This is a genomic window from Mycolicibacter heraklionensis (genome assembly GCF_019645815.1).
In the GTDB taxonomy this organism is placed as follows: domain Bacteria; phylum Actinomycetota; class Actinomycetes; order Mycobacteriales; family Mycobacteriaceae; genus Mycobacterium; species Mycobacterium heraklionense.
In genome coordinates, this window is the sequence record NZ_CP080997.1 from 537436 (window position 1) to 556246 (window position 18811).

Annotated in this window: 18 protein-coding genes and 1 pseudogene; 12 read left to right on the plus strand and 7 right to left on the minus strand. The window is 66.9% G+C overall.

The window, feature by feature from the left end; all coding sequences use genetic code 11:
* The first annotated feature begins 45 nt into the window (after nt 1-45).
* On the plus strand, nt 46-264 hold the full coding sequence (locus K3U94_RS02520; protein ID WP_230987365.1) for a hypothetical protein: 219 nt from the start codon (nt 46-48) through the stop codon (nt 262-264).
* Nucleotides 265-302: 38 nt separating this feature from the next.
* Nucleotides 303-2927 carry a LuxR C-terminal-related transcriptional regulator gene (locus K3U94_RS24270; protein WP_220695473.1) on the plus strand — a complete coding sequence of 875 codons (2625 nt, stop codon included), beginning with the start codon at nt 303-305 and terminating at the stop codon, nt 2925-2927.
* Nucleotides 2928-2970: 43 nt separating this feature from the next.
* On the opposite strand, the gene K3U94_RS02530 is transcribed toward K3U94_RS24270, so the two are convergent.
* Both K3U94_RS02530 and K3U94_RS02535 read right to left on the minus strand, forming a co-directional pair.
* A complete protein-coding gene (locus tag K3U94_RS02530) occupies nt 2971-3429 on the minus strand; it encodes a type II toxin-antitoxin system VapC family toxin (protein ID WP_220695474.1) in 459 nt (152 codons plus the stop codon).
* Nucleotides 3419-3688 carry a type II toxin-antitoxin system Phd/YefM family antitoxin gene (locus tag K3U94_RS02535; protein ID WP_220695475.1) on the minus strand — a complete coding sequence of 90 codons (270 nt, stop codon included), beginning with the start codon at nt 3686-3688 and terminating at the stop codon, nt 3419-3421. The genes K3U94_RS02530 and K3U94_RS02535 overlap by 11 nt, the downstream gene beginning before the upstream one ends.
* Before the next feature lie 143 nt (nt 3689-3831).
* Here K3U94_RS02535 and K3U94_RS02540 point away from each other — a divergent pair, with 143 nt between their 5' ends.
* Nucleotides 3832-4848: an aldo/keto reductase family protein gene (locus K3U94_RS02540; protein WP_220695476.1), complete on the plus strand. Its 1017-nt coding sequence runs from the start codon at nt 3832-3834 to the stop codon at nt 4846-4848.
* A 4-nt stretch (nt 4849-4852) separates the two neighbouring features.
* On the opposite strand, the gene K3U94_RS02545 is transcribed toward K3U94_RS02540, so the two are convergent.
* The gene (locus tag K3U94_RS02545) at nt 4853-5665 is read right to left on the minus strand and encodes a class I SAM-dependent methyltransferase (protein ID WP_220695477.1); all 813 of its coding nucleotides are present in this window, start codon (nt 5663-5665) and stop codon (nt 4853-4855) included.
* Between the two features lie 36 nt (nt 5666-5701).
* Nucleotides 5702-7426, minus strand: coding sequence for an N-acyl-D-amino-acid deacylase family protein (locus K3U94_RS02550; RefSeq protein ID WP_220695478.1), 1725 nt, complete (start codon nt 7424-7426; stop codon nt 5702-5704).
* Between the two features lie 46 nt (nt 7427-7472).
* On the opposite strand from K3U94_RS02550, the gene K3U94_RS02555 reads away from it, so the two are divergent.
* The 5 genes from K3U94_RS02555 to K3U94_RS02575 all read left to right on the plus strand — a co-directional run bounded on the left by K3U94_RS02555 (nt 7473) and on the right by K3U94_RS02575 (nt 11982).
* Nucleotides 7473-7850, plus strand: coding sequence for a VOC family protein (locus K3U94_RS02555; protein ID WP_220695479.1), 378 nt, complete (start codon nt 7473-7475; stop codon nt 7848-7850).
* Between the two features lie 11 nt (nt 7851-7861).
* Complete coding sequence (locus tag K3U94_RS02560; protein WP_220695480.1) at nt 7862-8383, plus strand: mycothiol transferase; 522 nt, start codon at nt 7862-7864, stop codon at nt 8381-8383.
* A 68-nt stretch (nt 8384-8451) separates the two neighbouring features.
* The gene (locus tag K3U94_RS02565; protein WP_047319607.1) at nt 8452-9972 is read left to right on the plus strand and encodes an aldehyde dehydrogenase family protein; all 1521 of its coding nucleotides are present in this window, start codon (nt 8452-8454) and stop codon (nt 9970-9972) included.
* Nucleotides 9972-10802: a hypothetical protein gene (locus tag K3U94_RS02570; protein ID WP_220695481.1), complete on the plus strand. Its 831-nt coding sequence runs from the start codon at nt 9972-9974 to the stop codon at nt 10800-10802. The genes K3U94_RS02565 and K3U94_RS02570 overlap by 1 nt, the downstream gene beginning before the upstream one ends.
* A gap of 85 nt (nt 10803-10887) precedes the next feature.
* Nucleotides 10888-11982: a hypothetical protein gene (locus K3U94_RS02575; protein WP_220695482.1), complete on the plus strand. Its 1095-nt coding sequence runs from the start codon at nt 10888-10890 to the stop codon at nt 11980-11982.
* A 19-nt stretch (nt 11983-12001) separates the two neighbouring features.
* On the opposite strand, the gene K3U94_RS02580 is transcribed toward K3U94_RS02575, so the two are convergent.
* On the minus strand, nt 12002-14029 hold the full coding sequence (locus K3U94_RS02580; RefSeq protein WP_220695483.1) for a prolyl oligopeptidase family serine peptidase: 2028 nt from the start codon (nt 14027-14029) through the stop codon (nt 12002-12004).
* A 65-nt stretch (nt 14030-14094) separates the two neighbouring features.
* On the opposite strand from K3U94_RS02580, the gene adh reads away from it, so the two are divergent.
* From adh to K3U94_RS02600, 4 genes and pseudogenes are all read left to right on the plus strand, one after another.
* The gene (gene adh, locus K3U94_RS02585; protein WP_220695484.1) at nt 14095-15618 is read left to right on the plus strand and encodes an aldehyde dehydrogenase; all 1524 of its coding nucleotides are present in this window, start codon (nt 14095-14097) and stop codon (nt 15616-15618) included.
* A gap of 30 nt (nt 15619-15648) precedes the next feature.
* Nucleotides 15649-16041 (plus strand): annotated as a pseudogene (locus K3U94_RS02590) (DUF779 domain-containing protein); the annotation flags it as partial.
* Between the two features lie 41 nt (nt 16042-16082).
* A complete protein-coding gene (locus tag K3U94_RS02595) occupies nt 16083-16361 on the plus strand; it encodes a putative holin (protein ID WP_220695486.1) in 279 nt (92 codons plus the stop codon).
* A complete protein-coding gene (locus K3U94_RS02600) occupies nt 16354-16911 on the plus strand; it encodes a hypothetical protein (RefSeq protein ID WP_220695487.1) in 558 nt (185 codons plus the stop codon). Before K3U94_RS02595 ends, K3U94_RS02600 begins: the two co-directional genes overlap by 8 nt.
* Nucleotides 16912-16949: 38 nt before the next feature.
* Here K3U94_RS02600 and K3U94_RS02605 read toward each other — a convergent pair whose 3' ends face one another.
* Both K3U94_RS02605 and K3U94_RS02610 read right to left on the minus strand, forming a co-directional pair.
* Complete coding sequence (locus K3U94_RS02605; RefSeq protein ID WP_220695488.1) at nt 16950-17813, minus strand: cyclopropane mycolic acid synthase family methyltransferase; 864 nt, start codon at nt 17811-17813, stop codon at nt 16950-16952.
* Nucleotides 17814-17904: 91 nt separating this feature from the next.
* Nucleotides 17905-18795, minus strand: coding sequence for a cyclopropane mycolic acid synthase family methyltransferase (locus K3U94_RS02610; protein WP_220695489.1), 891 nt, complete (start codon nt 18793-18795; stop codon nt 17905-17907).
* Nucleotides 18796-18811 lie beyond the last annotated feature (16 nt).

An 18811-nucleotide genomic window follows, 5' to 3' on the forward strand; every position in this document is an offset into this window, starting at 1 on the left:
GAGTGGGTGTCGACCGAATCGGGGATCACCGAATCGAGGGCAGACGTGACCGCTTTCCATGGCATCGGGGACACCGCGGACCGCTACGAGGCGGCGCTGCGGAGACTTCCTGATGCGCATTCCCTGGCGTTGCGACTGCGGGACGCCGGTGTCGCCGACGAGGTGATCTGCCAGTACCTGCAGATCGAACTCGAAGGGCTGGACAGCGTCATCAGGCTGGCGAACCAGAAGCTGGACGCCGAGCTCCACAAGATTTCTGAGTAGCAGCCGTCAGTGCCCGAACAGGTGTTTACGATCGACGAATGAGTGACCACTGGCCGTTGACGGGTCGGGGGGAAGAACTCCAGCTGGTCGCCGACGCGCTCGCCGACACCGAGCGGCGGGGTGTTCTGATCGCCGGTCGAGCCGGTGTGGGCAAGACCAGGCTGGCCCGCGAGGCCGCCGAAGCGATGGCCGCAGCGGGCTGGGCGGTCAGCCGGCTGGCCGGGACGGCGACCGGGCGCTCGGTGCCGCTGGGCGCGTTCGCCCAATGGGTCGACGACTTCGACGCCAACCCGATGGCCATGGCGCGCCAAGTCATCACCGACCTGCGGGCCCGCGCCGGGGATGCGCCGCTGTTGGTGATCGTCGACGACGCGCACCTGCTGGACGATCTGTCGGCACTGGCCGTGCATCAACTGGTGGCGCAGGGTGCGGCTGCTCCCATCCAGGTGATCGCCACCGTCCGCAATGGCGAACCCGCACCCGATGCGGTGTCCACGTTGTGGAAGGACGGCGTGCTGCGGCGGCTCGAACTGCAGCCGCTGTCGCGCCCGGAATCCGAGGAGTTGCTGGCCTCGGCCCTGGGCGCCGTCAGCCCGGACTGCCTGGCGCGGATGTGGAAACTGACCCGCGGAAACGTGCTGTACCTGCGCCATCTCGTCGAGCAGGAACGCGCGGCCGGCCGGCTGGTATGCGAGGCCGGGCAATGGTGCTGGACGGCCGGATTGTCGGTGTCGCCGACCTTGGTCGAGCTGGTCGAAACCCAGATCGGCGCGGTGCCCGACGACGTGCGCGAGGTGGTCGACCTGGTCGCGGTCGCCGAACCCATCGACCGGTCCTGCCTGATGGCACTGGCCAGCCCGCACGCCGTCGAGGTGGCCGAGGAGCGCGGACTGATCCGGGTGCCGCCCAGCGCCGACGTGGTCTACGTGGGCCACCCGCTCTACGGGGAGATCCGGCTGCAGCAATGCGGCCCGCTGCGGCTGCGCCGCCTGCGCGCAGACGTGGCGACCGCCATGGTGCGCGAGCCGGCACGGGTGGACCCGCTTCGGCTCGGTCTGCTGTGGCTGGAATCGGATCTGCCGCCCGACATCGCGGTGCTGTCGCGGGCCGCCAACATCGCGCGCTCGCGGCTCGACCTGGCGCTGGCCGAGCGGTTCGCGCGGGCCGCCGTCGATGCCGGCGACAGCCCGGTGGCCAAACTGCTGCTGGCCTACGTGCTGTTCATGCGTGAGCAGGGTGCCGAAACCGAGCAGATACTCAGCACCATCGACGCACCTGCGTTGCCCGCAACGGGATTCGTCACCCCGGTGATCTTGCGCGCCGCGAACCTGCTGTGGCTGCTGCAGAGTCCCGAGCGGGCCTGGGAGGTGACCGAGCAGGCGTTGCGCGGCCAAGCCTCCCAAGACGCGGCGTTGTGCACGTTCCGTGCCGTCCAGCTGGTGTTGGCCGGCAGGCCGGCCGAAACCGTCGACGCGCTGGCCGGGGTCGACCTCGGCCGGCTCGACTCGTTCGGCCAGACCCTGGGCCGGTGCGCCGACGTCATCGCGCTGGGCGATCTGGGACGGACGAGTCAGGCAGTCGAGCAGGCCGAGGCCGGTTACGCGGTGATCGCCGCATCCCCCCAGGACAGTTTCCAGGGCAGTGGGATGGCCGAGTTCCACGCCTACGCGCTGCTGGTTGCCGGCTACATCGAGGACGCGGCGGTGGTCGCGCAGGCCCGCCATCGGCTGTGCGCGGAACTGCCCGGGATGGTGAGCGCGATGGCGACGGCGGTGCTGGGCATGACCGCACTCGGCGGCGGCGATCTGCCCACCGCGCTGCGTTGCTTGGGGACGGCCGGGGCCGGGATCGGCAGCTACGGCGAGATCAGCGGCATCTTCTACCGGTTCAAGATCCTGCACACCGAGGCGCTGGCGCGCAGCGGGCAGGTCGACGCCGCCGTCGCAGCGTTGCAGGCCACCCGCGAGAGCCGGCATCCGGCCTACGGCTACGTCGAGTCCGGCTACCTGCTGGCGGCCGCGTGGGTGGCGGCGGTGCGCGGAAGGGCCGGCGAGGCGCGCCAGAGTGCTTCTGAGGCAGCAGCATTCGCCCGCGATCACGGTCAGTTCGCTCGCGAAGTGATGTGCCTGCAGACCGCCGCGCAGCTGGGTGACGCAGCGGTCGCCGACCGGCTGGGCGAGCTGGCAGGCATCGTCGAAGGTCCCCGGGCGCCGGTCGCGGCCCGGTATGCGCGCGCGTTGGCCGACAGCGACAATGCCGGCTTGGACGCAGCGTCGCGTGAGTTCGAAACCATGGGCGATGTGCTGGCCGCAGCTGACGCCGCCGCCCAGGCCGCGGCGAGTTATCGGCAGGCCGGTCTGCGCGGCAGCGCACTGTCGGCCGGCGCGCGCGCCGGCCAACTCGCCGAGCAGTGCGGCGGGGCCGTCAGCCCGGCGCTGGCCGCGGCCAAGGTGACCCTCCCGCTGACCGGGCGCGAGCGTGAGATCGCCCTGCTGGTGGCCCAGGGCCTGTCGAACCGCGACATCGCTGAGGCGATGTCATTGTCGGTGCGCACGGTGGAAGGTCACGTCTACCGGGCGACGGTCAAGGCCGGTGTCGCCACCAGAGCCGAATTGTCCTCGATGGTCAAGCAATTCGATCACACGTCGGTGCCATCCGGCTGATTGACCACAGTCCGTCCGACACGGAATAAACGCGATACTCCTGCTATGTGGACCGCGGTGCGCCGGGTCGCGGCACCGCAACGACGGCCAACAGTTCGTCCAACCCGTGGAAGTCTTGCGGGTTCGTGGTGAACAGTGGCAGGTCTTCGGCGATCGCCACGGCGGCGATCATCAGATCGGCGACTCGGCGGCGGGGTTTGCCGCCGGTGCTGATGACCGCGGCGCACACCCGGCCGTAGATCCGCGCGGCTTCGGCGGCGAAGGGGATCGGGTCGAATTCGTTTTCGGCGCGTTGGAGCACATCCAGGCGGCGGGCGCGTTCGACATGCTCGTCGTAGTCGTCTTGTTCGTCGTTTCGGCGCACCTCATGCGGGCCGGCCGACAGTTCGGCCAGAGTTATCGCGCTGATCGCCATCGCCTTCGGCAGCAGCTGCGGATCGATCCACCGACGCAGAATCATGATGTTGGTGTCGAGCAGGCCCTGCTGATGGTCAGCGGGCATAGGGGCCGTCCGCATCGTGATCGGCGGTGGCGTCCTGGTCGGCCCGGAAAGCGTCAATCGAAATGTCGGGTGCGCCGCGCGACATCGCCGCGAACTCGGTACGGGGCACGAATCGCCTGCGCTGGCGCAGCGGAATCAGTTCACCGATCTGATGCCCGTCCCGGGTGACGATGAAAGCCTGCCCGTGCTGGACGGCATCCATGATCTCCTTCGATCGATTCCGTAGGTCGCGCTGGGTGATCTCGGGCTGTGCCGGCATAGGATCGAAGATACAGGATTGTGCTACCCAGTGCTACATAATGGCACCTGCGCATCAGGAGATGAAGACGAAGGCGTCACGCTGGCGCTGTCCGCCGTCGAATTATCAGTGACAGCAATGTGATTCGACTAGTCTGTGATGCTATGGAATTTCGCTACCTGGGCAACTCCGGCCTGCAGATCTCTGAGATCACCTACGGCAACTGGCTCACCCACGGATCGCAGGTCGAGAACGACGTCGCCACCGCGTGCGTGCATGCCGCGCTCGACGCCGGTATCACCACGTTCGACACCGCCGATGTGTACGCCAACGGTGCCGCCGAGGAGGTGCTCGGGGCGGCACTGAAAGGACGGCGCCGCGGATCGGTGGAGATCTTCACCAAGGTCTACTGGCCGATCGGCTCGGCCCCCTTGGGCAAGAACGACACCGGCCTGTCCCGCAAGCACATAATGGAGGCCATCGACGGGTCGCTGCGCCGGCTGGGCACCGACTACGTCGACCTGTATCAAGCGCACCGCTATGACCCCTTCACCCCGCTGGAGGAGACCATGCAGGCCTTCGCCGACATCGTCCGGGCGGGCAAGGCGCTCTACATCGGGGTCAGCGAGTGGACGCCCGAGCAGATCCGCAACGCGCACGGGTTGGCCCGCCAACTCGGCGTATCGCTGATCTCCAGCCAACCGCAGTACTCCATGCTGTGGCGAATCATCGAACCCGAGGTGGTCCCGACCTGCCGGGAACTGGGTCTGAGCCAGATCGTCTGGTCACCGATGGCCCAAGGGGTGCTGTCCGGCAAGTACCTGCCGGGTCAGCCACCGCCGGCCGGGTCACGTGCCACCGACGAGAAGGGCGGGGCGAACTTCATCAAACGGTTCATGACCGACGACGTGCTGACCCGCGTCCAGCAGTTGGCGCCGATCGCCGCGGAGCTGGGGCTGACGACGGCGCAGCTGGCAATCGCCTGGGTGCTGCAGAACGACAACGTTGCCGCCGCTCTGGTCGGGGCGTCGCGCCCGGAGCAGGTCACCGAGAACGTCAAAGCCGCCGGCGTGCGGATCCCCGACGAGCTGCTGGCACGCATCGACCAGGTGCTGGGCGACGCGGTGACCAGCGACGCCGAACTGGTCGCCCGCTCCACCCCGCAGCAGCGGTTGCTCTGAGTCGTCACACCCGGCACAGGATCTGGCTGTGCGGGATCATCAGCCAGCCGTCCGGGTGGTCGGCCCAGTCCCGCCATGCCTGCGAAATCGCCTGCAGCTTAGCGTGATCGGCGTTACCGCTGTCGAGCAGCTGCTCGGCGATGGCCGAGTGCAGGATCCGGTCGGCCCACATGCCGCCCCAGTGCTCCCGATCGGCGGGGGTGGCGTAACACGTCGCGCTCACCGTCGGGGTGATGTCGGTGAACCCGGCCGCGTGCGCCCAGGCCAACAGATGCCGACCCGCGTCGGGCTCTCCGCCGTTGGCGCGCGCGGCGTCACGGTAGAGCCGCAGCCAGTCGTCCAACTCCGCCGACGCCGGGTACCAGGTGAACGCTTCGTAGTCGCTGTCCCGCGCCGCCACCACGCCGCCCGGCTTGCACACCCGGCGCATTTCGGCCAGCGCGGTCACCGGGTCGGCGACGTGCTGCAGCACCTGGTGGGCGTGCACCACGTCAAAGCTGTTGTCGGGGAACTGCAATGCGTGTACATCGGCGACCACGAAGTCGATGTTGCGCTGCCCTCGCTCACGTGCGCAGGCGCGGGCCAGTTCCAGGGCTTCGGGTACTGGCTCGATGGCGGTCACCCGGCCCGGCGCGACGAGGGCGGCCAGATCCGCGGTGATGGTTCCCGGCCCGCAGCCGACATCCAGCAACTGCAAGCCCGGCGCCAGCGACTCCAACAGGTAGGCCGCGGAGTTCTGCGCCGTGCGGGCACGGTGGGCGCGCAGCACCGATTCGTGATGGCCGTGGGTGTATTTGGGCTCTGGGGGCTCAGTCACATCGGACAACGGTACGCCGGTGAACCCGGCTGAGGCTCAGGCCGGCGCGGGCTGACGGCCGCGCACCAGCCTGCCGGGCCGGGCCGCGGTGGGCTTGCCGTTCTCGGCGATGATCTCGCCGGAGACGATCGTTGCGACGTAGCCGTCGGCGGTCTGATCCAACCGGCGTCCACCGGCCGGCAGGTCATAGGTGACCACCGGCTTGTGCAGCCGCAGGTTCTGGTGGTCGATGACGTTGAGGTCGGCCTTGTAGCCGACCGCGATGCGCCCCCGGTCCTCGAGTCCGGCAATCCGGGCCGGTGTGGACGTCAGTTCGCGGATCGCTTCCTCGACACTGAGCCGGCCGGCCGCGCGGTCGCGGGCCCAATGCGTCAGCACATAGGTGGGAAAGCTTGAGTCGCAGATCATCCCGTAGTGGGCGCCGCCGTCGCCCAGCCCCAGCACCACGTCGTCGCGGCGCATCAGAGTCCCGACGGTGTCCAGCGAGTTGTTCTCGAAGTTGGCCAGTGCGTTGAGCAGGATCTCGTGCCCGTCGTCGTCGAGCAGCCGGTCATATGCCTCCTCCTCCGGGGAGACGCCGCGTGCCCTGGCCCGCGCCGCAATGCTCTTCGACCGATCCGGCTCGTAATCGGGGTCGTCGCCGAGCGGAAATGTCCAGTCCCAGGACTGGGAAAGGTAGGCGATCGGGTTGGTCGGGACGATGCTGGGTCGGTCGGCCAGAATCCGCTGCCGCACTTCTGGTTTGCGCATTTGGGCCACTCGCTCCGCCAGTGGCAGGCCGGCGATCTCCTGGTAGCTCGGGTACAGCACGAACGGGTGGATGCTCAGGTCCAGCCCGGACATGAGTCCGATCGGTCGCGGGAAGACCTGCGCGGTGATCTCGGCGCCGGAGCTGTTGGCCTTCTCCAGCATGGCCATCGCATCCGGCCAGATCGACTCACCGGCGTTGCCGATCAGCAGGCTGAACGTGACGGCCACACCTGCTTCGGTCGCCGCGTCGAAAACCTGCTGCAGCACTGGCTGATATGCACCGTTCGGAAGATCCGGGACGAACTGGATCAACCCGCCCCCGCCGTCGGCCAGACCGCGGCTGATGGCGAGGATCTCGGCGTAGGAGGCGTCATAGCTGGGGATCTGGGTACCGGTCTTGGTGCGGTGGGTCATCAGCCGCGACGACGAGAACCCCAGTGCCCCAGCCTCGGCGGCCTCCTGGGCCAGCCGGCGCATCTGCTCCAGGTCGTCGGGCGTAGCCGGCTCACGGTCGATACCGCGCTGTCCCATCACGTAGACGCGCAGCGGTGAATGCGGCAGGAACGCCGCGACATCGATATCGCGTTGGCGCTTATCAACGGCATCCATGAACTGTGGGAACGTCTCCCAGGTCCACGGCAGCCCGTCCGTCATCACCACACCGGGAATGTCCTCGACGCCGGCCATCAGATCCACCAGCACGTCGTGGTCCTCGATCCGGCACGGCGCGAAACCCACCCCGCAGTTGCCCATCAGTGCGGTCGTCACGCCATGCGCCGAGGAAGGATTGAGCCGATCCGACCAGATGGACTGCCCGTCGTAGTGCGTGTGCAGGTCGACGAAACCCGGTGTGACCAGCAGTCCGGTCGCGTCGATTACATGCTGGGCGTCTCCGGTGACCCTGCCGACCTCAACGATCACGCCATCGCGGATCCCGACGTCGCCGACATAGGGCTGGCCACCCAGTCCATCGACAATCGTGCCGTTGCGGACCACGACGTCGAGGCTCATCTAGTTAATCTACGACCCTGCGGTTCCTCATGCCAGGATGTATTCCGTGATCGACCACGTGGGCATCAACTGCAGTGACTATGCGAAATCGCAGAAGTTTTACGACGCGGTGCTCGATGTGCTGGGCTACACGCGGCAGATGGATGTCGGTGTGGCCGTCGGCTACGGACGAGACGGCAAGCCGACGTTCTGGATCGCCGACGCCGGCGCGGGTGACGCCTCGGGCCCCAACCGCGAGGTCCATGTCGCGTTCAGCGCCGCCGATATCAACCAGGTGCAGGCGTTCTACGACACCGCGGTAGGGCAGGGTGCGGAGTCCCTGCACGCGCCGCGGCTGTGGCCCGAGTACCACCCCGGCTACTTCGGCGCCTTCGTCCGCGATCCGGACGGCAACAACGTCGAGGCGGTCTGTCACCAGGCGTAGCGTCGGGCGGTATGACGGAGAATGACGCAACCGCCGCTCTGCGGGCCCTGCTCCGCGACGCGTTCACTCGGTTGATCGAGCACGCCGACGAACTCACCGACGGGCTCACCGACGAGGTGGCCGACTATCGGCCGACGGCGCAGGCCAACAGCATCGCGTGGCTGCTGTGGCACAGCGCCCGCGTGCAGGACATTCAGATCGCGCAGGTCGCCGGCGTCGAGCAGGTGTGGACCCGTGACGGGTGGGTGGATCGGTTCGGCCTGGACCTGCCGCGTGATGACAGTGGGTACGGCCATAGCCCGGCCGATGTCGCCAAGGTCCGCGCCCCGGCCCAGCTGCTGGCGGGCTACTACCACGGCGTGCACCAGTTGACCCTGGGCTACCTCGACGGCGTCACCGCCGATGAACTGGCTCGGGTTGTCGATACCCACTGGGATCCGCCGGTGACGGCGGGGGTGCGGCTGGTCAGCATCATCGATGACTGTGCCCAGCATTTGGGGCAGGCCGCCTACCTGCGGGGCTTAAAAACGTAGGCTCGCCGGACTTGACACCTGTCGAGGGCCGGTGCGATCCGGATCACAGCCCGGACTAGCATGGCGCCATGACCGCCACCAATTCAGTCGCCACCTTCACCGGCACCGGAACCGTGTTCAGCCCCGCCACCGGCGAGAGGGCCGGCGAGGTGCGGTGGACCGACCCCGCTGACGTCGAAAAAATCGCGGCCGGGCTGCGCACCGCCCAGCGGGAATGGGAGCACCGCGGCGCCAAGGGCCGGGCCAAGGCCCTGGCCCGTTTCGCCTTGTGGCTCGGCGAGCACCGCGACGAGATCGAGAAGCTGCTGATCGCCGAGACCGGCAAGTCCAGCACCGACGCCGCGCAAGAGGTGCCGCTGCTGATCATGATCCTGTCGTACGTGATCAAGGTGATGGACAAGGCGGTCGCCCCGGAGACCCGGCCGGCATCGCTGCCCCTGATGCGAATCAAGAAGATCGCCATCCACTACCGTCCCCGGCCGGTGGTCGGCGTGATCGCGCCGTGGAACTACCCGGTGGCCAACGCGCTGATGGATGCCATCGGAGCTTTGGCGGCCGGCTGCGCGGTGCTGCTCAAGCCGTCCGAGCAGACCCCGCTCACCGCGGAGCTCCTTCGCCAGGGCTGGCTGGCCTCCGGTGCCCCGGACGTGTTCGCGGTGGTGCAGGGTGCGCGCGAGGTGGCCGAAGCGGTGATCGACAACTCCGACTACGTGCAGTTCACCGGCTCCACCGCCACCGGGCGCAAGGTCGCCGAACGGGCCGCAAGCCGGCTGGTGCCGGTCAGCCTCGAACTCGGGGGCAAAGACCCGATGATCGTGTGCGAGGACGCCGACATCGACCTGGCCGCGCACGCCGCGGTATGGGGCGCGATGTTCAACGCCGGGCAGACCTGCGTGTCGGTCGAGCGGGTGTACGTGCTGGAACCCGTCTACGACAAGTTCGTCGCCGCGGTCGTCCGCGATGTCGAGGCGCTGCAGATGGGCACCGGCGAGGGCAAGCACTTCGGGGCTCTGATCAGCGACCAGCAACTCGCCATCACCGAGCGGCACGTGAAGGAAGCCTTGGCCGCCGGAGCGCGCGCACTGACCGGCGGTGAGCGCGCAGGCGGCCCGGGCAGCTTCTACCCGCCCACCGTGCTGGTCGACGTCGACCACTCGATGGCCTGCATGACCGAGGAGACCTTCGGCCCGACCCTGCCGATCATGAAGGTCGCCAGCGTCGACGAGGCGATCCGACTCGCCAACGACAGCGCCTACGGGCTGAGCGCCTCGGTGTTCTCCCGCGACGTCGCGCGGGCCAAAGACATTGCGCTGCAGCTGGACTGCGGGGCCGTGAACGTCAACGACGTGATCTCCAACCTGATGTGCACGACCGCGCCGATGGGTGGCTGGAAGACCTCGGGAATCGGGGCGCGCTTCGGCGGTGTGGACGGCATCCGCAAGTTCTGTCGGCAGGAGACCGTCGTCGCGCCGCGCACCAACGTCGGCGCGGGCGGGAACTTCTACCACAATTCGCTCAAGACGCTGGCCCGAAGCAACCGGCTCATCACCAAGCTGGCGCTGGCGCGGCCGCGCCGCACCGCGAAATAGTGCGCGTCTTCACCGCGACACTGTTCTGGTTGCTGGCCACCGCGAGCCTTGCGGTGGCGCTGCCGACGGCGTGGGCGCAGTACAACCTCATCGATGCCGACGGTTACGCGCGGCTGGCTGCCCGTGCCGCGGCCCAACCGGCCCTGCAGGACGCGGTCGCGGCCGAGCTCAGTGCTCAGACCGTGCAGCTGATCCGGGGGAGCGGCTTCGGCATCGACCCCTCGGAGGTACGGCAGGCCGCCCGCGAATACACCGCCGGACCGTCGTTTCCGGCGCAGTTCGTTCGCGTCAACCGGGACGGCCACGCGTGGCTCCTCAACGTCGGCGATCCCGGTCCCTGGGAGATCGACGTGATACCGATGCTGCGGGACGACTCGTTTGCGCAACTGCTGGCCGACTACCCCATAACGCTGCCCGCGTCGCTGACCATACCGCTGACGTCGACGTCCACCGAGGTGATGCGGCCCGGTGGGCTACACCGGCTCTCGGTGTGGGGACCGTTGCTCACTGTCGTCCTGGGCGCGATGGCCGGGTTGTGCGCGATCCTGACGCTGGTCGCGGCACGGCGCCGGGGCAGGGCCCTGGCGAGCCTGGGTGTGTCGGCGCTGCTGGTGGGCGCGATCGGCTGGTCGGGCGTCGAAGTCGCGCGGCGCCTCCTCAACCAGGTGCTCAGCCAGGCCACCGGCGACATTCGCCGGATCACCGATGCCCTCGCCGATGTGGCCGAAGAAAGCCTGCACCTGTGGCTCAATCTGACCCTGGCGGCAGGCGCGGTGTTGGTGCTGGTCGGGGTGGGAATCGCGCTGGTGGGCGGTTTGCGCAAGTCCTGAATGTCGCCCGAACGGTCGATACCTCTGCGGTCGGCTAGTTGCCATGATTTTGGTGGACTAGAGGCGAGCAAGGGGTGACGGGTCGGTGAACGAGCGCGAAACGGTTCGGTTCGATCTGCGTCCTCACCACGCGATGCTTGGTCTAGCCGGGCTGTGGATCGTGCTCGCGGTGGTGACCTGGCCGGGAACCGCCTGCTGGGTCACCGCTGCGCTCTACGTATGGGCGGGGTGGTACGCCCGGGGGCGCCGGACCTGCTGGCCCGCCGACGTCGAGGAGTTCTTGGCAAAGCGGGGATGGGCGCTGAGACGCTACGTGCCAGGAGCCGTGGACTGCAACCCGCCGATCCCGTTTCGTCCCTTCACCATTCCCGAGTTGTTCAGCGGCGCCTTCAAGATCATGCAGCGAAACTGGCCGACAATGATCGGTGTCCCGTCGGCCATCCTTACCGGGATCGCAGTGCTGCTCTCCGCGGGTGTCTATCTGGCCGTGCAGATCATAAGTTCGCCGCAGATCGGGAACTTGATCCTGGCCGACGGTGTCCTCCGGTTCGACGTGGGGCCGCTGATGCTGGCATTGGCGATGCTCCTGATGTTCTGCGCGGCCGTATTGCCTGGCGATGGGTTGCTGATCAGTCTGGGCGTCCATGCCACAGCGAAAGCAGTACGCGGCGAGCCGATCCGATTCGATGAGGTCCTACACCGGGCGAAGCAGCGCAAGCTGGATGTATGCCGCCTGGCCAGCCTGTACTACCTGGCTGGGGTGGGCTTGGGCCTGATCCAGGTTGGCGCTGTCTTCAGCGGCTTCTATGCCGCATTGGTGCCGACCATGTTGTTGTGCGGTATCGCATCCTTGGTCATGGGGCTTCTGCTGAGCATGTCGCCGGTGGTGCTCATCGTCGAAGACCGCGGGATCGCCGACTCTTTTCGACGTTCGATTGAGCTCTGCAAACCAGCCTTGGGCAGAATTTTCGTGATCAACCTGGTGGTGTGGATGGGCTTTGTGGCGCCGCTGGTGATGCTTTCCACGATCACCTGGGTAGCGGGCGTCTTCGCCTGCCCGGTCGCCTTCGGTCTGCTCCGCTGTCTGCCCATGCTGATCTACGCCGACCTGCGGATGCGACAGGACGACTACGGACAGGAACTGCAGGAGGACTGGACCCGCAATACGGGTCGCCGATGATCGACCGGCGGGTGCGAGGTCAACGCCGGCCCAGCATCCGCCACAGGAACGAAAAGCTCAGCGCGGACTTGAACGCCGCCTGCGCGTTGTCGGCCGCACCGCCGTGGCCGCCCTCGATGTTCTCGTAGTACCAGACCCGGTGCCCGGCGTCCTGAAGCGCCGCGGTCATCTTGCGGGCATGCCCCGGATGCACCCGGTCGTCGCGGGTGGACGTGGTGATCAGCACCGGCGGGTAGGCGGCATCGGCGGAAATGTTCTGGTACGGCGAGTATTTGCTGATGAACTCCCACTCCTCGGGGTCATCCGGGTCACCGTACTCGGCCACCCAGGAAGCACCGGCGAGCAGCAGGTGGTAGCGGCGCATGTCCAGCAACGGCACCTGGCACACCAGTGCGCCGAACAACTGTGGGTACGCGGTGAGCATGATGCCCATCAGCAGCCCACCATTGCTGCCGCCCACCGCGCCGAGCTGCTCGACTCTGGCGATACCGCGCTCCACCAGATCGGTTGCCACCGCGGCGAAATCCTCGGCCACCAGATGACGGCCGGCACGCATCGCCTGGGTGTGCCAGCCGGGCCCGTACTCGCCGCCGCCACGGATGTTGGCCAGCACGTAGGTCCCCCCGCGCTCCAGCCACAGCCGGCCCAGCACGCCGTCGTAACCCGGGGTGCGTGCCACCTCGAATCCGCCGTAGCCGCCCAGCAGTGTCGCGCCGGTGGCGCCCGCTGGGCGCACGACGAAGTAGGGGATCGCGGTGCCGTCTTTCGAGGTCGCGAAGTACTGGCTGACATCGAGTCCGTCGGCGTCGAAAAACGCCGGAGCCGATTTGATCTCGGTCAGCGGCCCGTCCACGGGACCGTGCAGGAGTCGTGATGGCCGGTCGAATCCGCTTGAGTCCAGGAAGATCTCGTCGCCGGTATCGTCGGCGGCCGCGATCACGGTGTTGGTGTTGTCCGGTACCTCGGCGACGGGCCGGCGCTGCCAGGTTCCGGGCGTGACCACCTCTACCCGGCTGGCCACGTCGTGCAGGGTGACCAGGATCAGTCGATCACGGGTCCACGCGTAGTGATGCAGCGCGGTGTGGGCGTCCGGTTCGAAGACGACGCTGCACTGCGCTGTGCCGGACAGGAATTCGTCGTAGTCAGCGGCCAACAGGGAGCCGGCCCGATACGACGCGGTGCCGGTGTCCCAGTCGGTGCGCAGATCGATCAGGATCCATTGCCGGTGTACCGACACCGAGGCATCGGTGGGCGCGTCGATGCGGATCAGCTCGCCCTCGCGCAATTCGTAGACTTCGTCGTTGAAGAAGTCGATCGCCCGCGACACCAGGGTTCGTTCGAATCCCGGCGTGCGGTCTCGGCCCGCTGCGACCACGACATCGGTGGCCGACCCGCTGAACACCGTCTCCGCTTGTGCCAGATCCTGACCGCGGCGCCATCGCTTCACTATTCGGGGGTATCCGGACTCGGTCAGCGAACCGGCGCCGAAGTCGGTGCCCACCAGGACGGTGTCGTCGTCCTCCCAGCCGATCCGCGTCTTGGCCTCGGGAAGCTCGAAGCCATTTCCGTCCGAACCCACGAATTTCCTGGCCACCAAGTCGAATTCACGCACAACGACGGCGTCCGATCCGCCGCGGGACAGCGATATCAGAGCCCGGGTGTGGTGGGGTTCGATCACGTTGGCGCCGCCCCAGACCCAGTTCTCGTCATCGGCGCGCGCCAGCTCATCGAGGTCGATCACCACATCCCAGTCGGGGCTGTCGGTGCGATAGCTGTCCAAGGTGGTGCGCCGCCACAGCCCGCGCGGGTTGGCGGCGTCACGCCAGAAGTTGTAGAGGTAGTCGCCGCGGCGCCGGACGTAGGGGATGCGGGCGTCGGTGTCGAGCACATCGAGGGCGGCGGTGCGCATCGCTTCGAAGTCGTCGCCGGCGAACTCGTCGACGGTCGGGGTGTTGTGGGCGCGCACCCAGTCCAGTGACCGCTCGCCGGTCACGTCCTCCAGCCACAGGTACGGGTCTTCAAAGTCGCGGGCACGATGCGCAGGCATGGAAGTCATTGTGACCGCGGCGGTACTGTGAGTTGAGTAACACCCACGGCTAAGGAGCAGCATCGATGACCGTTTTCGCACGTCCGGGTTCTGCAGGCGCGCTGATGAGCTACGAGTCCCGCTACGGGAACTTCATCGGCGGGCAGTGGGTGGCTCCGGTCGGCGGTGAGTACTTCGAGAACACCACCCCGGTCACCGGTCAGCCGTTCTGCGAGATCCCCCGCTCCACGGCGGCCGACATCGACCTGGCGCTCGACGCCGCGCACGCGGCCGCACCGGCGTGGGGCAAGACCTCCCCGGCCGAGCGGGCGGCGATTCTGACCAAGATCGCCGACCGGATCGACCAACATCGCGAGGAACTGGCCGTCGCCGAGGTGTGGGACAACGGCAAGCCGGTCCGGGAGACGCTGGCCGCCGACATCCCGCTGGCCGCCGATCACTTCCGCTACTTCGCCGCGGCTATCCGCACCCAGGAGGGTGCGCTGAGCCAACTCGACGACGACACCGTCGCCTACCACTTCCACGAGCCGCTGGGCGTGGTCGGCCAGATCATCCCGTGGAACTTCCCGCTGCTGATGGCGGCCTGGAAGCTGGCGCCCGCCCTGGCCGCCGGTAACGCGGTGGTGCTCAAGCCGGCCGAGCAGACCCCGGCGTCCATCCTGTTCCTGATGAGCCTGATCGGCGACCTGCTGCCGCCGGGAGTCGTCAACGTGGTCAACGGATTCGGCGTCGAGGCCGGCAAGCCGCTGGCGTCGAGCAACCGGATCGCCAAGATCGGCTTCACCGGGGAGACCACCACCGGACGGCTGATCATGCAGTACGCCAGCCAGAACATCATCCCGGTCACCCTGGAACTGGGGGGCAAGAGCCCCAACATCTTCTTCTCCGACGTGCTGGCGGCGAACGACGACTTCCAGGACAAGGCTTTAGAGGGGTTTGCCGGATTCGCTTTGAACCAGGGCGAGGTGTGCACCTGCCCGTCGCGGTCGCTGGTTCAGGCCCCCATCTACGACGAATTCCTGGAGCTGGCCGCGATCCGCACCAAAGCGATCCGCCAGGGCGACCCGCTCGACATCACCACGATGATCGGCGCGCAGGCCTCCAACGACCAGCTGGAGAAGATCCTGTCCTACATCGAGATCGGTAAGGGGGAGGGCGCGAAGGTCATCACCGGCGGGGAACGCGCCGAACTCGGCGGCGAGCTCTCCGGTGGCTTCTACGTGCAGCCGACGATCTTCGCCGGCCACAACAAGATGCGGATCTTCCAGGAGGAGATTTTCGGCCCGGTGGTGTCGGTGACCTCGTTCACCGACTACGACGACGCGATCGCCATCGCCAACGACACCCTCTACGGGCTGGCCGCCGGGGTGTGGAGCCGCGACGGCAACACCGCCTACCGGGCCGGCCGCGACATCCAGGCCGGCCGGGTGTGGGTCAACTGCTACCACGCCTATCCCGCGCACGCGGCGTTCGGCGGCTACAAGCAGTCCGGCATCGGCCGCGAGAACCACAAGATGGTGCTCGACCACTACCAGCAGACCAAGAACCTGCTGGTGTCCTACTCCCAGTCGGCACAGGGTCTTTTTTGATGGGCCCGTACTGATGGAGGCACCGGCCTGATGGACGCGCCGGAGCGGGTGCTGATCACCGACGCGGCCGCCGACCTGGTGGCGCGTCTGGTGGCTCGCCACGGTCCGGTGATGTTCCACCAGTCCGGCGGCTGCTGCGACGGGTCGGCCCCGATGTGCTATCCCGACGGCGATTTCATCATCGGCGAGCATGACGTGCTGCTCGGCGTACTGGACGCGACCGGCGTCGAAGTGCCGGTCTGGATCTCCGGTCCGCAGTTCGCCGCGTGGAAGCACACCCAGCTGATCATCGACGTGGTGCCGGGCCGCGGCGCCGGGTTCAGCCTGGAGGCGCCCGAAGGCGTGCGGTTCCTGACACGCGGCCGGGCCTTCACCGACGACGAGAACACGCTGCTGGAAACAGTCCCGGTGATCACCGGGTCGTTACCGCGCTGACCGGCGCGGTCGCCGTAAAATCTGGTGGTGTGATTCCGCTGCCACGCCCTTGGTTGTTGAGCAGCGCCATGCTGGTCGGGGCGGCGGTCGGCATCTTGGCCGGGATCGGCTTGAGCCTGGTCATCACCGCTCCGCTGCGCCCGGACGTCGCGATCACGCTGGTGCTCGGAGCGCCCAGCATCGCGGGGCTGGTGCTGGTGTTCGTCTCCTCGCGTCGGTGGGTAACCGCCCTGGGTGCGTTTCTGCTCGCGATGGCGGTCGGGTGGTTCGGCGCACTGGCCGCGATTCAGGTGGTGTCGGGTGTCTGAGACCACCGACACCGGGTCACTGCCCATGACCGAGCCGCACATGGCGCCGATCTTCGACACCGGGCCGCACCCGGTACCGCTGCCCGGGCAGACGGAGGCGCTGGACGAGCCGATCACCGGTGCCGAGCCGATTGCGTGGCCTGAACCGGAAAGCTACGCGGCGGCGCCTGCATCGTCGCCGGCCAAGCCGACCAAACCGACCAAACCGGTGGTCCTCACCGGCCAATACCAATTCCTGAAGTGGTGGCAGCTGGCCCTGGTGCTGTTGGCGGTGTGGATTCCGGCAGCCGGGATCGGCCTGGGACTGTTCTCCTGGTGGTACGCCCTGGCCGACAAGACACCGGCCGTCTTCGTGGTGCTGGTCTATGCCGTGGTGTGTATGGTCGCCGGGCTGATCGTGGCGATGGTGGGGGAGAAGCCGCTGGTGTCGGCGGTGGCAATCGCGTTGATGTCGGCGGTGTTCGCGTCCGCGGTTGCCGCGGCGCCGCTGTACGGGCACTACTACTGCCAGCATGTGAGCCGCTGCGTCGCCGGAGTTCTTCCCTACTGAGCTGACGGCTCGCATGCTCGGGCTCTCGCCCGGAATACCTACTTCACCAAGGTGAATTGGTTGACATCGACTTGGCGTTGCCGGAACATCTTCGCGCAGCCGGTCAAGTACTTCATGTACCGGTCGTAGACCTCCTGTGACTGGATCGCAATGGCCTGCTCGCGATGCGATTCCAGCGCTGCCGCCCAGCAGTCCAAGGTCCGGGCGTAGTGCGGCTGCAACGACTGCACCCGGGTGACGGTAAAGGCGGCCTCGGTAGCGCGCTCCTCGACCATCGAGACCGACGGCAGCCTGCCGCCGGGGAAGATCTCGGTCATGATGAATTTGATGAAGCGGGCCAACTCAAATGTCAGTGGAATGCCCAGTTCTTTGGCGTACTTCGGGTTCAGGCCGCAGATGGTGTGCAGCAGCATCACTCCGTCGGGGGGAAGCGCGTCGTAGGCCATCGAGAAGAACGCGGGATAGCGGTCGTGGCCGAAGTGCTCGAACGCCCCGATTGAGACGATCCGGTCTACCGGCTCGTAGAACTGTTCCCAGCCCTGCAGCAGCACCCGCCTGCAGCGGGGACTGTCCATTGAGTCGAAAGTCTGCTCTACATAGGCGGCTTGGTTCTTTGACAGGGTCAGGCCGATGACGTTGACGTCATAGCGTTCGATCGCCCGGCGCATTGTGGCGCCCCAGCCGCAGCCGACGTCGAGCAGCGTCATTCCCGGTTGCAGGCCGAGCTTGCCCAGCGCCAGGTCGATCTTGACGAGCTGGGCCTCTTCCAGCGTCATGTCATTGCGCTCGAAGTAGGCGCAACTGTAGGTCTGCGACGGGTCCAGAAACAGCCGGAAGAAGTCGTCGGACAAATCGTAATGTGCCTGGACGTCGTCAAAATGTGGTGTCAGTTCTTTGGCCATGGCGGCATTGCCTTTCGGTGGGTCAGGGGATCGCCCCGCCCCGGATGCCGGGAGCGGAAGCATGCTGCTTGGCGCACTTGCCGAAACGTGGCTATGCCCTCGGCTTGAGGTATGTCACGAGGCTGACGTCGAGCATCTCGTCGGCGAAGTAGTGTTCGCACCCGCGCAGGTACTTCATGTAGCGCTGGTAGACCTCTTCGGAGGTGAGCTGGACGGCGATGTCCTTGTTGGCTTCCAGTGCGTCGCCCCAGATCTTCAGTGTCTTGATGTAGTGCGGTCGCAGCGAGAGTGCTTCGGGGACAATGAAACCGGCCTTTTCGCCGCGCTGCACCATCATGTCGGTGGACGGCAGCCGGCCACCCGGGAAGATCTCGGTGACCATGAACTTGATGAATCGTGCCGTCTCGAAACTCAGCTTCTTGCCACGAGCATTGAGGTCATAGGGGTGGTAGCTGACGCTGCTCTGGATCGTCATCCGCCCGTCATCGGGCAGGATCTTGAAGCAGTTGTTGAAGAAGTCGTCGTAACGCTCAAAGCCGAAGTGCTCGAACGCCTCGATCGACACGATCCGGTCCACCGGCTCGTCGAATTCCTCCCACCCGTGCAACAGGACCCGCCGTGAGCGGTTGCTGTCCAGCTGGTCGAGGAGTTGCCGGGTATAGGCGAGTTGGTTCTTCGACAGCGTCAACCCGATGACGTTGACGTCATATTTCTCGACCGCGCGTTTCAGGGTGGCGCCCCAGCCGCAGCCGATGTCCAGCACCGTCATGCCCGGCCGCAGCTTCAGCTTGTCCAGGTTGAGATCGATCTTGGCGATCTGAGCCTCGCCGAGCGTGAGTTCGGGAGGTTCGAAATAGGCGCAGCTGTACGTGCGGCTGTCATCCTGGAACAGGCCGAAGAAATCGTCGGAGAGATCGTAATGTGCCTGGATCTCCTCGAAATGGGGGCGCATAGGTCTATTGCGAACCGATTCCTCAACCATGGGCCGGGTTTCCTTT